Annotated in this window: 10 protein-coding genes; 9 read left to right on the top strand and 1 reads right to left on the bottom strand. The window is 61.5% G+C overall.

Going from position 1 to position 13,778, the window contains the following annotated elements:
• Positions 1–187: 187 nt before the first annotated feature.
• Complete coding sequence (locus ACUZ9Q_RS01300; RefSeq protein WP_449247188.1) at positions 188–1,705, bottom strand: DUF2079 domain-containing protein; 1,518 nt, start codon at positions 1,703–1,705, stop codon at positions 188–190.
• A gap of 204 nt (positions 1,706–1,909) precedes the next feature.
• Between ACUZ9Q_RS01300 and ACUZ9Q_RS01295 the strand changes: the two genes are divergently transcribed.
• From ACUZ9Q_RS01295 to flhB, 9 genes are all read left to right on the top strand, one after another.
• Positions 1,910–4,822, top strand: coding sequence for an insulinase family protein (locus ACUZ9Q_RS01295; protein WP_449247187.1), 2,913 nt, complete (start codon positions 1,910–1,912; stop codon positions 4,820–4,822).
• A gap of 108 nt (positions 4,823–4,930) precedes the next feature.
• The gene (gene cbiR, locus ACUZ9Q_RS01290) at positions 4,931–5,746 is read left to right on the top strand and encodes a cobamide remodeling phosphodiesterase CbiR (protein ID WP_449247186.1); all 816 of its coding nucleotides are present in this window, start codon (positions 4,931–4,933) and stop codon (positions 5,744–5,746) included.
• Between the two features lie 33 nt (positions 5,747–5,779).
• A complete protein-coding gene (locus ACUZ9Q_RS01285; protein ID WP_192112207.1) occupies positions 5,780–6,841 on the top strand; it encodes a DHH family phosphoesterase in 1,062 nt (353 codons plus the stop codon).
• Positions 6,842–7,179: 338 nt separating this feature from the next.
• On the top strand, positions 7,180–7,977 hold the full coding sequence (locus ACUZ9Q_RS01280; protein WP_192112206.1) for a 2-amino-3,7-dideoxy-D-threo-hept-6-ulosonate synthase: 798 nt from the start codon (positions 7,180–7,182) through the stop codon (positions 7,975–7,977).
• A gap of 5 nt (positions 7,978–7,982) precedes the next feature.
• The gene (locus ACUZ9Q_RS01275) at positions 7,983–8,966 is read left to right on the top strand and encodes a 3-dehydroquinate synthase II family protein (RefSeq protein ID WP_215646704.1); all 984 of its coding nucleotides are present in this window, start codon (positions 7,983–7,985) and stop codon (positions 8,964–8,966) included.
• A gap of 1 nt (position 8,967) precedes the next feature.
• The gene (gene pheA / locus ACUZ9Q_RS01270) at positions 8,968–10,200 is read left to right on the top strand and encodes a prephenate dehydratase (RefSeq protein WP_192112204.1); all 1,233 of its coding nucleotides are present in this window, start codon (positions 8,968–8,970) and stop codon (positions 10,198–10,200) included.
• Positions 10,197–11,633, top strand: a complete 1,437-nt coding sequence (locus ACUZ9Q_RS01265; RefSeq protein ID WP_449247185.1) for a 3-phosphoshikimate 1-carboxyvinyltransferase — start codon at positions 10,197–10,199, stop codon at positions 11,631–11,633. The genes pheA and ACUZ9Q_RS01265 overlap by 4 nt, the downstream gene beginning before the upstream one ends.
• 137 nt (positions 11,634–11,770) lie before the next feature.
• A complete protein-coding gene (locus tag ACUZ9Q_RS01260; protein ID WP_297144997.1) occupies positions 11,771–12,502 on the top strand; it encodes a prephenate dehydrogenase in 732 nt (243 codons plus the stop codon).
• A 165-nt stretch (positions 12,503–12,667) separates the two neighbouring features.
• Entirely contained in the window at positions 12,668–13,747 is a 1,080-nt protein-coding gene (gene flhB, locus ACUZ9Q_RS01255) for a flagellar biosynthesis protein FlhB (RefSeq protein ID WP_192112201.1), read from the top strand.
• Positions 13,748–13,778 lie beyond the last annotated feature (31 nt).

The raw sequence follows: 13,778 nt of genomic DNA, 5'->3' as shown, positions 1-13,778 counted from the left end.
GATGTCCACACCCTGGAGGGACAAGCCGTCCTTGGGCGCAAAAAATGGACGACGCCACACGCGCCGTCCCACCGGGCACCCCGGGCCGCTGCCTTTGGGTGTGCTTGATGGAAAGGGAGTCAATACACTATCACCTTGCGAATAGCAAGCATTGATGCGGAAATTTCCGCGCAAACCGCAGATCAGCCTAACGGCTCAGCCCCTGCACAAGCTCAGGCTGGGTTTCGCTCAGCCCCTTCCCTGCATAAATGACCAGAACATCACTGTTCTTTACGCGGACAAGATCGGGATGCGCGTCAAAAAACGCTGCCGCCCGTTCAAATTCCCCACGTGATACCCCGCCCCCGCCGCCCGCAAGATAGGCCGTGCCCGCATAGGGTGAAATCATCACCACACTGTCGCCCAGCGGCCCGTCCATATGCGATATGTCGGCGATATAGCGCTGATAGGGATAAAATACGTGCGGCCCAAGGCCGGACTGCGCCCACACGCGCACCGTCGGAGAAAAGTTCGGCAATTGCCCCAGAGCTTCGCGCAGGCGCGTATAAGACTGCGCCTCGGGGTGTTGCAGCAGCCGCGCCACTGTCACAGCCGGATTGTACCAACCCGTCTGCGTAGCGAGCATGATGACGGCCATCGCCACACCGGCGGCGGGCAGAAGCTTTTTCCACAATGCGGGGCGCAGGTTGCCCTGCACCCACATGCAGGCGTGGCAGATGGCGAGCATCAGAAACACGCCGGGCAAATCCTCATACTGCCCGGCCATGGCCCACATCTGGCTGTAGCCCGAAACAGCCACCATGGCGAGATAGGGCAACGTGCACAGCAGGCAAAGCAAGGCCTTGCGCCCAAGCAGGGGCAAAAACCACGAGTACGCCAACAACTGGATATAGTATCGCAGTTTGAGATCCCACTGCCCGCGCACATCTACAAAATGGCTGAAGGCATAGCCCGTGCCCGCGCCTGCAAGCTGGCGCATGTAGGGCAGCCATACCTTTGTGACCGTGACAAACCACAGGCCGGAACACAGACATAAAATAGCGCCGACACGCCGCTGCCCCAACAGCAAAAAGGCATACATGCCCAGGCAGAAAATACTGGGCGCGGCGCGCTCCTGCGCCAGAAAGACCACAAGGCAGCATCCGGCTAGCGCCCACCAGCGGCGCTTGTGCAGCATGAGCACGGCCAGCATGAGCATGGGCGTGACGAGCGTTGTGTAGTGAACCTGCCGCGACCACGGCGTGAGCACCGGACGGAAAAAAAAGAAAAGAAGCAGCGCAAAACCTGCCGTCCACACCCAGTTGCCAGAAGGCGTATCGCCTTCCGCTTCTTCATGCAGGGTGCGCACCAGCCGGGGCAGAATAAAGGCCATTGCCCCCACCGCCACGCCTTGCAGAACGCTGAGGGGGTACGGGCTCTTCCACGGCCCCACAAGGGGGGCCAGCAGGGCCGTCAGGGGGGTGCAATGGTGGGCGTAAAAGGGTTTACCCTCATAGACGTTGGAAAAAGGAGCCTGCCAGTCCCAGCCGTTCCAGACCCGCCAGATCTGCGTAATAAAGTAGCCAAAATCCGCATCATTGATGACAAAGCTGCGCATTTGCAACACGCTGCCCCATATGAACAAGGCGGCAAAAGCCAGAGGAATGTACCAGAGCACCAGCTTTTCCGCCAGTGCAGACCCGCCTGTACAGGACTTGCAGTTCATGTTCATATCATCTCGCTCAATCAAAAATTTGCGGCCCAGCGCAAGGGCACGGGCTGATTTCAGTATCACGCCGGGAGCCGGGTCACAAGCCGGGCATGACGCGCCCGCTGGCAGCGCCCCTTTTCAAACGGCGCATCTATACTTATAGTTAGAGTTCACGCTGCGCCTCAAGCGGCGCTGCACATCAACACTTCAGGATTCATCATGAACAATCACGGATTCACTCTTCTTACAGAACAGCATCTGCACGAAGTGGACGGCACCGCCCGTTTGTGGCGGCACGAGGCCACGGGAGCGCAACTGCTTTCCATTAATAACTCTGACGAAAACAAGTGCTTTGGCGTCAACTTTCGCACGCCGCCAGCCGACTCCACAGGCGTTGCCCACATTCTGGAGCACTCCGTTCTTTGCGGCTCGGACAAATATCCCGTCAAGGAACCCTTTGTGGAACTGATGAAGGGATCGCTGCAAACATTCCTCAACGCCTTCACCTTTCCCGACAAGACCTGCTACCCCATCGCAAGCTGCAATCTGCGCGATTTTTACAATCTCATTGACGTCTACATAGACGCCGTGTTCCACCCCCGCATCGATGAAGATATCTTCCGGCAGGAAGGCTGGCACGTGGAGGCCGAAACGCCCGATGGCCCGTGGTCGTACAAGGGCGTGGTCTACAACGAGATGAAGGGCGTCTACTCCTCGCCCGATTCCGTCCTCGCGGAGCAGAGCCAGCAGGCGCTCTTCCCCGATACGCTCTACAGCCTTGATTCCGGCGGCAATCCGGAAAACATCCCCGACCTCACCTACGAGGCCTTTTACGATTTTCACAGCCGCTACTACCACCCCAGCAACGCCCGCTTTTTCTTCTGGGGCGACGACCCGGAAGACGAACGCCTGCGTCTGACGGCAGCCGCGCTTGAGGGCTACACGGCCCGCCCGGTCAATTCCGACGTGCCTTTGCAGCCGCGCCTGGAAACCCCACGGCAGATTGAAGTGGCCTATGCCGCCTCCAAGGGCGAAAAACGCGCGCTGTTCACGGTCAACTGGCTTTTGGGCGAGCGTGGGGACGTGCATCAGGCCCTGCTGATGGAAATGCTCGAGCATATCCTTGAAGGCCTGCCCGGCTCCCCCCTGCGCAAGGCGCTCATCGCCTCCGGCCTTGGTGAAGACACCACCGGCTGCGGGCTGGAGACTGACCTGCGCCAGATGTACTACTCTACCGGTCTCAAGGGCGTGGCCCCGCGCGATGTGCAGCAGGCCGAACTGCTTATTTTTGACACCCTGGCCCAACTGGCGGACGAAGGCATCCCCCGCTCGGCAGTGGAAGCCGCCGTCAACAGCGTGGAATTCGCCTACCGTGAAAACAATTCCGGGCGCTTCCCCCGTGGGCTTTCAGCCATGGTGCAGTCGCTGACCACATGGCTGTATGATGGAGACCCGCTGGCCCCGCTGGCGTGGGAAGCCCCGCTCAACGCCCTCAAAGCCCGCATTGAGGCTGGCGAACCCGTATTTGAACAGGCAATCAAGGACTGGTTCCTCAACAACGAGCACCGCGCCACCGTGGTGCTGCTGCCCGACACCAAGCTGGGCAAAGCCCGCGAAGACGCGGAAAAGGCCCGCGTGGACGCCGTACAGGCCGCCGCCGATGCCGAGGCCCGCGCCAGGATGGTGGAAGAAACCACCCGCCTCATGGAAGCCCAGAGCGCGCCCGACAGCCCGGAGGCTCTTGCGACCATCCCGGCCCTGGGGATTGAAGACCTGCCGCGTGAAAACGCCTTGCTGCCCCGCGCAGTGGCAGAACTGCCCGAGACGTTCCTGACGCACGAGCTGCCCACACAGGGCATTGCCTACGCAACCCTGTTGCTGCCCCTTGCCAATGTACCGGACAGGCTCGTGCCCCTGCTGCCGCTCTTTGCCCGTTCCCTCACCGAAACAGGCACCGCCAAACGCGACTTTACGGAGCTTGGCGCACTCATGGCCGCAAAAACGGGCGGCCTTGGAGCAGAAACACTGGTGGGCCTTGTGCGCGGCAGCCGCAAGACTTTTGGCTACCTTGGCGTGTCTGGCAAGGCCGTGTACGACAAGCTGCCCGACCTCTTTGCCCTGACCCGCGAGATTCTGCTGGAACCCCTGACGGACGCCGACGTGTTGCGCGAACGCCTGGGGCAGATGCTGCTGGAAGGCAAGGCCCGGCTGGAGCACGGTTTGCAGTCCGCCGGGCATGCGGCGGTCAGCGCCCGCCTGCGGGCGCGCTTCAACGGCGCAAGCGCCATTGCCGAGCGCACCTCGGGCCTGAGCTACCTTGAGAGCGTACGTGGCCTGCTGGAACGCATGGACACGGACCCGCAGTCTGTTTTGAACGATCTTGAAGAACTGCGCTCACGCATCATCGCCCGGCCCGGCGCTGTTATGGACTGCACCGCGGAGGCGCAGGGCCTCGCACTGGTAGAAACGGAAGCCCGCCAGTTGCTGCGCTCGCTTTCACCCGCACGGGCAGGAGCGGCAACGGACTTTGGCAGCGCCCCTCTGGAACTGCCCAAGGGCGAAGCCTTCATTGCTCCGGCCCAGATCAACTATGTGGGCAAGGCCGCCAACATCTATGATCAGGGCTACGTGTACCACGGCTCGGCCAGCGTTATCCTGCGCAGCCTGCGCATGGGCTACCTGTGGGAGCGCGTGCGCGTGCGCGGCGGCGCGTACGGCGCGTTCTGCAATCTTGACCGCCTTGGCGGCACCCTTGTGTGCGCCTCATACCGCGACCCCAACGTGGACGACACCCTGGCGGCCTTTGACGGCATGGCCGAATACCTGCGTACCTTCAGCCCGGACAAGGCCCAGCTTACCCAGGCCATAGTGGGCGCGGTGGGCGATCTGGACAGCTACCTGCTGCCCGACGCCAAGGGTGCCCAATCCCTCTCGCGCTGGCTCACGGACGATACCGATGCAGCCCGCGCCCTCATGCGCGAGGAAATCCTTTCCACCACCGGAAAGCACTTCCGCGAATTTGCCGAGGTGCTGGCCGAGGCCGCGCGCAGCGGATCCACCTGCGTGTTGGGTGGCCCCAAGACCGAAGCAGCAGCCAAGGAACACGGCTGGAGCAGCACCAAACTGGTGTAGCCTCCTGCGATTATAGAATGATAAAGGGGGAGATTTTCAAGAAATCTCCCCCTTTGCGCATGGTGGCTGCATGGCCGACGCCACATGCCGCGCACAAGGAACACCCCCATGTCCCGAGATTCAGGCGACCAGACGCTCCAGCCAGACACGCCGCATCTGCGGCCCGCACGCTTTGCAGGCCGTCTGGCCGCTCCGTCCTTTGTGCTGCCCGCCGGAGTGGCGGAAAACGCACGCTTTCTGGCTGGCAAGGTGGACGAGGTAGGTCTGTGTTTTTTTGAAGCTCAGTCCTGCCTGAACTACGGGCCGCAGGACTTGCCGCCCGATCTGGAAACCCTGCCCCTGCGCTGGCATGTGCATCTGCCCGTTGACCTGCCCTGGCCTGCCAGCAAGAGTACTGCCGCCTACCCTGCCCGCGCTGCCGCCCGCCTGGCCCATGCCGTGCTTGGCAAGGCGGCTTTTCTTCAGCCGCGCTGCGCCGTGCTGCACCCGCCCCAGGGATCGCCGCAAGTGCAACGCCGCCTGCTGGCAGGTTTTGCGCATCACTGGAAAAACTGCTGCGATATTCCGCTGTTGCTGGAAAACGTTGCCCACAGTGATATTACCTGCCTTGGACAGGGATTTCTTCAGGATCACGGACTGGGCCTGTGTCTGGACGTAGGGCACCTCCTGGGCTATGGTCAAAAAAACCTGTTGGTTTCGACCCTGCCAGAGCAGGCGACCATGACGCACTGGAGCGCCCCCGGCGACGGCGACCGGCATCTGCCCCTCACGGCTTTTACGCCCGGGCAGGCGCAGACCGCAGTCGCCCTCATGCAGCGCATCCCCGCTACGGCAGTGCATATGGTCGAGATATTCAACTGGAATCGTTTGGCCGCTTCCCTGCCGGTGCTGGAGGCACTTGCGCAACCGCATTCCGGCAGATGATGAACATGCGCGCATAAACGTTTAAGGAGAATCATGGCTGGCGCCACAGACCACATCGCCCTGCTGCAAAAATGGCGGGCAGGTCTCAGCAAGGACGACCGCTGGTGCATCCTCATCAATGCCGACCCCGATGCCCTGGCATCGGCGCTGGCGCTCAAGCGTATTATGATCCACAAGGTGCACAGCGTGGATATTGCGCGCATCAATGAGGTGACCCGCCCCGACAACCTGGCCATGATCCGCTACCTGAACATCCCCGTGCGCCCCTGGCAGCCTGAAAATGCCGACCAGTACACCCACCTTGCAATGGTGGATTCCCAGCCGCACCACAGCAAGGCTTTCCAGGGCCTGCACTTTGACTGCATCATCGACCACCATCCCCTGCCCCGCGCCGCCAACAATATTACGGCATGTTCACTGGCTGGCCCGGCTTTGTTGCGCGATATCCGCCCCAACATGGGCGCCACCAGCACCATGATGGCCCGCTATCTCAAGGCTCTGCGCATGCGCCCCGGCCCAAGGCTGGCCACAGCCCTGCTCTACGGCATCCGCACAGATACGGCGGCGTTTGAGCGCTCTGGCGGCGAAGACGATTTCCGCGCCTATCAGTGGCTTTCGCGCCATGCGGATAACGGCCTGCTGCGCCGTATTCTGCGCAGCGAATACCTGCGGGAATGGCTGCCGCTGTTTTCACGCGCATTCCGTTCCCTTGCCGACTGCCGCGGCGGCGGGGCCTTTGCCTCGCTCAACGAGGTCAACAGCGCAGACCTCTTGGTGGCAGTGGCGGACTTTTTCACGCGGGTGCATGGCCTGCGGTGGATAGCCGTAAGCGGCGTGGTGGACAAAACCGTTATCGTGATATTTCGCGGCGATGGCGGCCGGGACATTGGCCGTCTTGCGGACGCCTGTTTTTACGATGTGGGCGAGGCCGGCGGCCACCGCAATCTGGCCCGCGCGGAGTTTCCCCTCTCGGCAGTGCCAGAAGGCGTAAAACCCGGCGACTTTGTGCTCAAGCGCATTGAAACGCGCAAGCTGCGGCGCAAAACAACAGCCCCGGACGCCCCCTCAGACCCCGCAGAGCGTGGCGCAGCCTGACTTTGCGAATAATTTGCATGCAAACTTCAATTTTCTATTGACAGGCTTTTGCATGCCGCGTAGCTTTTTACCTAGAAAATTTTAAGGATACTTTCATGCAGCGCATTTCTTCCAACCACACCTCCTCATACGCCGCCGGCATCTTTAGCTGGTATTATTTTGCGTACTTTACCGGAGCCTGTGGTCGGGAGCTTTGCTGACGCGTAAAAGTTAGAAAGTTCAACGGGCCGCAGGCAACAAGCCAGCGGCCCTTTTTTTGTATGGGCCGCCGGAAAAGATGCGGCAAACCCCGCTCCATGCGGGTCACCTTAAAGCAGCAGACTGAAAGGAGCGAGCCCATGTACCTTGGAAAAAAAATCCGCCTGGAACGTATCATCAACCGCGCAAATGGCCGTACCATCATTGTTCCCATGGACCACGGCGTGACCATCGGCGCGGTTGAAGGCCTGGTGGACATGCGCGACACCGTCAACGACATGGCCACGGGCGGCGCTGACGCCGTTCTCATGCACAAGGGCCTTGTGCGTTGCGGGCACCGTAACGCGGGCAGCGACATCGGCCTTATCATCCACCTCTCCGCCTCCACCGCTCTTTCCCCCCTCGGCAACACCAAAACCCTCGTAGCCACAGTTGAAGAAGCCATCAAGCATGGCGCGGACTGCGTTTCGGTACACGTCAATCTGGGCGACCCCAATGAACGCCTCATGCTGGCCGATCTGGGACGTGTGGCCGAATCGTGCGACAACTGGGGCATCCCGCTGCTGGCCATGATGTACGCCCGCGGCCCCCAGATCCAGAACGGCTACGCCAAGGACGTGGTGGCCCACTGCGCCCGCGTGGGCGTTGAGCTGGGCGCGGACATCGTCAAGGTGCCCTACACCGGCGATGTGGAAAGCTTCTCTGAAGTAGTGGCCGCCTGCTGTGTGCCCGTGGTTATCGCTGGTGGCGAACGCATGGATTCCACCCGCCAGATCCTCCAGATGGTTCAGGATTCACTGAGCGCTGGCGGCGCGGGTATTTCCGTGGGCCGCAATGTCTTCCAGCATCCCAACCGCGTTGCTCTGGTCAAGGCCCTGCGCGCCATCGTTCACGACAACGCTTCCGTGGATCAGGCCATGGAAATTGTAGGAGAATAAGCCGCATGTCCCGCATCTATTTCAACTGCGTTCCCTTTGACAAGGGCGATGTGACCCTGGCGCTGGAATCCGGCGTGGACGGCGTTATTGTGCCGCGCAAGCATGTGGAAGAAGTTTCCGGTCTTTCGCGCTGCCCTGTGTGGGCTGCCGAAGATACCGCCATGATGGCGCTCAGCGTCAAGGCTGACGAAGAAGCCGTGCTCGAACGGCTGCATAAGGGCGAGCGTGTGGTTCTGGCTCGCGGCTGGGAGGTAATACCTGTGGAAAACCTTCTGGCCCAGAGCGACAGCGTTCTGGCTGAGGCCGCTACGCTGGACGAGGCCCGCCTTGCCGCAGGAATTTTGGAACGCGGTGTGGCGGGCATTGTTGTATCCAGAGAGGCCGTGGCCGATCTCAAGACCATTGTCAGCCAGTGCAAGCTCGCGCAGGGGCATGAAGAACTGCAGCCCGCCGTGATCACCCGTGTGGAATCCGTGGGCCTCGGGCACCGCGTCTGCGCCGACACGCTCTCCATCCTGCGCAAGGGGCAGGGCATGCTGGTGGGCAATTCCAGCGCCTTTACCTTTCTTGTGCATGCGGAAACCGAGCGCAACGAATATGTGGCCGCCCGCCCCTTCAGGGTTAATGCGGGGGCCGTGCATGCCTACGTGCGCCTGCCCGGCGACAAAACCACCTACCTTGGCGAGTTCAAGGCGGGGCAGGAAGTGCTGATCGTGGACGCCAACGGCGAAACAAGCCTTGCCACCCTTGGCAGGGTCAAGATTGAAGTGCGCCCCATGCTGCTGGTTGAAGCCCAGGTCACCACCGAAGACGGCGTCAAAACCGGCGCGGTATTTTTGCAGAATGCCGAAACCATCCGCCTGACCACCCCCGGCGGCGAACCGGTAAGCGTAGTGGGCCTGAAGCCCGGCGATACCGTGCTGTGCCGCCTGGACGAAGCCGGCCGCCATTTTGGCATGCGCATCCGCGAAGACATCCGGGAGATATAGCATGGACGACAGCAACAGCCACTGGCCCAAGGGCCACCCCGTAGCCGCAGCAGACCGTCAGGCAGCCTCTCCCGATGAGGCGGGCGCGCGCCTTGCCGCCATCCGCCACGAGATTGACGCCGTGGATCAGGATCTGCTCACGCTCTTTAACCAGCGGGCGGCCCTGAGCCTTGAGGTGGGACGTATCAAGGCCGACGTGCCGGGCATTATCTTCAAGCCCCTGCGGGAAAAGGAAGTGCTGGACAGTCTGGCTACGCGCAACCCCGGCCCCCTGCCGGAGGATCATCTGCGGGCCATCTGGCGCGAGATATTTTCTTCCTCCCGTTCCTTGCAGCGACCCCAGAATGTGGCCTATCTCGGCCCGGAAGGCACGTTTTCCTACTTTGCAGGCGTGGAGTACCTGGGCCATGCCGCCCAGTTCCGCCCCTGCAACGATATTACACAGGTCTTTCAGGAAGTGGCTTCCGGTCAGTGCGAGCTCGGCGTGGTGCCGCTGGAAAATTCCCTTCAGGGGACCGTGGGCGTGAGCTTTGACCTGTTCCTCAAGTACGACGTGCATATTCAGGCCGAGCTGTTTTCGCGCATTTCGCACTGTCTGCTGAGCAACGCGCCCTCGCTGGCCGCAGTGCGTACCGTGTATTCCCACCCCCAGCCCCTGGCCCAGTGCGGCGCGTGGCTGCGCGCCCATCTGCCAGGCGCTGGCCTTGTGCCGGTGGAATCCACCGCTGCCGCCGCACAGTACGCCGCTGGCAAGGAAGACGCAGCCGCCATCGGTCACGGCAAGCTGGCCGACCTCATGGGCATTGCCGTTCTGGCCCGCCGCATTGAGGACGAGCCGGGCAACTGGACGCGCTTTGTGATCATCGGCCCCGGCGATGCACGCTCGGGCAGCCGCACGGGCGGCCCGCAGCCCGGCCATACCGGCGCGGACAAAACCTCGCTGCTGTTCACCACGGCAGACAAGGCTGGCGCGCTCTCGAGCGTGCTTGACCTGCTGGCAAGCAACGGCATCAACATGCGCAAGCTGGAATCGCGCCCCCTGCGCGGCCAGCGCTGGAAATACGTTTTCTTTGCCGATGTGGAAAGTGATCTGGAAGATCCCCGCTACGCCCCCCTGCTGGAAAAACTGCACGAAGTCTGCACCAGCTTCCGCATACTGGGCAGCTATCCCACAGGGCCGCAACTGGACCGTCTTGACCTCCACTCGGAAACACCGGAGCAGCCAGCCTCATGAGCCAGAGCACCATTATCATCACCGAGGCCGAAAAGCAGGCCACGGCAAGCGTTACCGCACCCGCTTCCAAATCCGTTTCACACCGCTATCTTATTGGCGCGGCGCTGGCGCAGGGTGTTTCCACCGTGCGGCATACCCTTGAAAGCCGCGACCTCGAACGCACCCGCGCCATCCTGTGCGGGGCCGGGGCGGGCATGGAAACCCTGCCCGAAAGCACTCCGGCCTCCGGCGCGTGGCGCGTGACGGGCATGGGCGGCAAGCCGCTCGGCGGCGCAGAGGGTACGCCCCTCTCCTGTGATGTGGAAGAGTCCGGCACAACTTGTCGGCTGCTTACCGCCGTGCTGGCCGCTGGCGAGGGTGAATTTCGCATACACGGCGCGCCGCGCATGCACGAAAGACCCATTGCCGAACTGACGGACGCACTCAAAAAGCTGGGGCTTGCCGTCACCTTTGAAGGCAAGCCCGACTGCCCGCCTCTGGTGCTGCACGCCAAGGGCCTCAACCCCGCGCTGTGCGAGGGAGAGGTGACCCTGGGCATGGATATTTCGAGCCAGTATTTTTCGGGTCTGCTGCTGGCTGCCCCCATGGGGCCTGCGCCCCTGTCCGTAACGCTTGGCGGGCAGAAAGCCGTTTCCTGGCCCTATGTGGGGCTGACCCTGCAATGCCTGACCGACTATGGCATCCGCTTTGATGTGGAAACCCGCGCCGAGGCCGATGCCCCGTGGGAAATGCTGCCTCCTGGCGCATGGCGCGAGCTCAAGGCCGCGCATCCCGGCTGCCTGCGCGTGACAGTCCATCCCGGCGCGTACCGCGCGGGCAACTACACAGTTGAAGGCGACTGGTCTGGCGCCTCCTATCTGCTGGCCGCTGGCGCACTGGGCCTTAAGCCCGTGAGGGTCGAAGGTTTGCGCACGGATTCCCTGCAGGGCGACCGCGCCATGCTGGGCATTTTGCAGCGCATGGGCGCGCGTATGACCATGACGGGGGATTCCGTCACCGTGTACCCCTCCGCCCTTCATGGCGTGGAGCTGGACATGGGCGACTGCCCCGACCTCGTGCCCACAGTGGCCGTTCTGGCGGCCTTTGCGCAGGGTTCCACGCGCATCAGCAATGTGGCCCATCTGCGTTATAAAGAGTCGGACCGCATCAGCGCCCCGGCGCAGGAGCTTGCCAAGGCTGGCGTAGTCATTGACCAGCTTTCAGACGGCATGCTCATTCACGGCCTGGCCGGACGCGGCAACGGCAAGCCGGACTGTCCGCGTTTGCCCGAGGGCGTTTCCCTCTCGGCCCACAACGACCACCGCATCGCCATGTCTCTGGCCCTGCTGGGGCTGCGCCAGCCTGAAACAAACGTGCGCGACCTGCTGGACGACCCGCTGGTGGTGCGCAAATCCTTTCCGCAATTCTGGAATATCTGGGAGCAACTGGCATGAACGGCAATCAAGGCAGCAACGGCGTCCCTGCCGCCCAGAACGGCGGGGAATCCGCTGCGGAGGATGGATTTGACGGCTTTACCGGCTTCTGCCCGCGCAATCCCGTAAAAACCGTCATTGTCGGCTCCACCGGCCGCATGGGCGCCATGCTGCTGGCCCGCGCCAAGGCGGCAGGGCTGAACGTGGCGGGCGTGGACGTGCCCCTGACGCCCGAAGCTCTTGCTCCCGCCTGCGCGGGGGCCGATCTGGCCATCATTTGCGTTCCTGCCGCTGTATTCAGCGAGGTTGTTGCTACGGTCTGCCCGCATCTGCTCCCTGGGGCTGTGCTGGCGGACATAACCTCGGTAAAGGAAATCCCGCTGCAACAGATGGAAAAAATCTGGGCAGGGCCAGTGGTGGGCACGCATCCCCTCTTTGGCCCCAAGCCGGATCCGCAGGCAGACCAGCCCGTGGCCATTGTGCCGGGGGCCCATGCGGTGCAAGAGCATGTGGAGCTGGCCTCGGGCTTTTTTACAGCCCTTGGCTGCCGTGTATTCTGCACCACTGCTGAAAAGCACGACAAGGCCATGGCCAGCATCCAGAACATGAACTTCATCACCAGCCTGGCGTATTTTGCCCTGCTGGCGGAGCATGAGGATCTGCTGCCCTTTCTTACGCCTTCGTTCCGCCGCCGCCAGAACGCGGCCCGCAAAATGCTGACAGAAGACGCGCGCATGTTCGCTGGCCTGTTTGAGGCCAATCCATACAGCTATGAGGCTGTGCGCCAGTACCGGCAGATGCTCAACCTCGCCGCCGCTGGCGATATTGACCTGCTCTGCCAGCGCGCCCGCTGGTGGTGGCAGGAGGAAGAGGATCGGCAAACTCCCTGATTTCAAAGAGCTCGCAACAGATGGCGTACATGAGGAGGAAGCCCATGCGCCCAATGACCGTTGCGCCCATATCTGATATGCCCGCCAGTTCTCTGACGGGCATATTTTTTGCTATTGCCAGGGCAAAGCGCTTAACAGCGCCAACCAAGCCAGGGCGGTAAGAGCATGTTCGGTTCACAGCAAGATCCAAGCAGAACAGAAGAAGCCACTCCAAAACGTGTCAGCAAACAGCGTGAGGAGGGCAATGTTCCCAAAGCGCAGGAGCTTGGCAAGGCCGTGAGCCTGCTGGGGGGCATGTGTATTATTTATGCCTGGATCGGCCCTATGGCCGACAACATCAAGCGCCTCTTCCGCCACTTTCTCAGCCACTCGTGGGAGTTCGATCCCAATCCTGAAAACGTCTACAGCCTCAGCATTGACGTCACGCTTGAAATTGCCCGCATGATCATGCCAATCCTGCTGACTCTGGGATTTCTGGCCTTTCTGGCGCAGCGCTTACAGGTGGGCAAACTCTGGACAACCAAGGTGATGCGCCCCAACCTGAAGCGCTTCAACATAGTTCAGGGCCTCAAGCAGATGCTGGCATCGCCGCAAACAGCCCTGCGCACCATCAAGAGCCTGCTGTTTTCTCTTGTTCTCGGCATTATCCCCGGCTGGATCATCTTCAAGGAACACCAGAACTTTCTGCCCATGTACTACGCCAGCACCGAAGGCGTGGCGACCTACATGCTGCAAATGGCCTTCAAGCTGACCAGCTATGCACTTCTGCCCATCATTGCCATTGCCATTTTTGACGTATGGCAGTCGCGCTATGCCTATAACGAAGGCATGAAGATGACCAAGTCAGAAGTGAAGGACGAGCAGAAACAGACCGATGGCGACCCCGTGATCAAGGGGCAGCAACGCAGAAAAATGATGGAAATGATGAGCAAGCGTATGCTTGCAGACGTGCCCAAGGCGGATGTGGTGGTCACAAACCCCACGCACATAGCCGTGGCCCTGAGCTATAATACATCGGAAGCTCCCGCCCCCATCGTGCTTGCCAAGGGCGCAGACCATCTGGCCGAAAAAATCAAGGAAGTAGCCCGCGAAAACCGGATTCCCATTCGCGAAAACGTGCCTCTGGCACGGGCTTTGTATAAGTCCACAGAGGTGGGCGACATGATTCCCGAAGAGCTTTACAAAGCTGTGGCTTCCGTGCTGGCCAGCATCTGGAAGATCAAGCCAAAAGTGGTAAAACACTAAAAAGACATGAAATTTTTCCATCTTGCCCATA

It is taken from the genome of Desulfovibrio desulfopostgatei (assembly GCF_053570645.1).
This window is presented reverse-complemented; position numbering and strand designations above follow the sequence as displayed.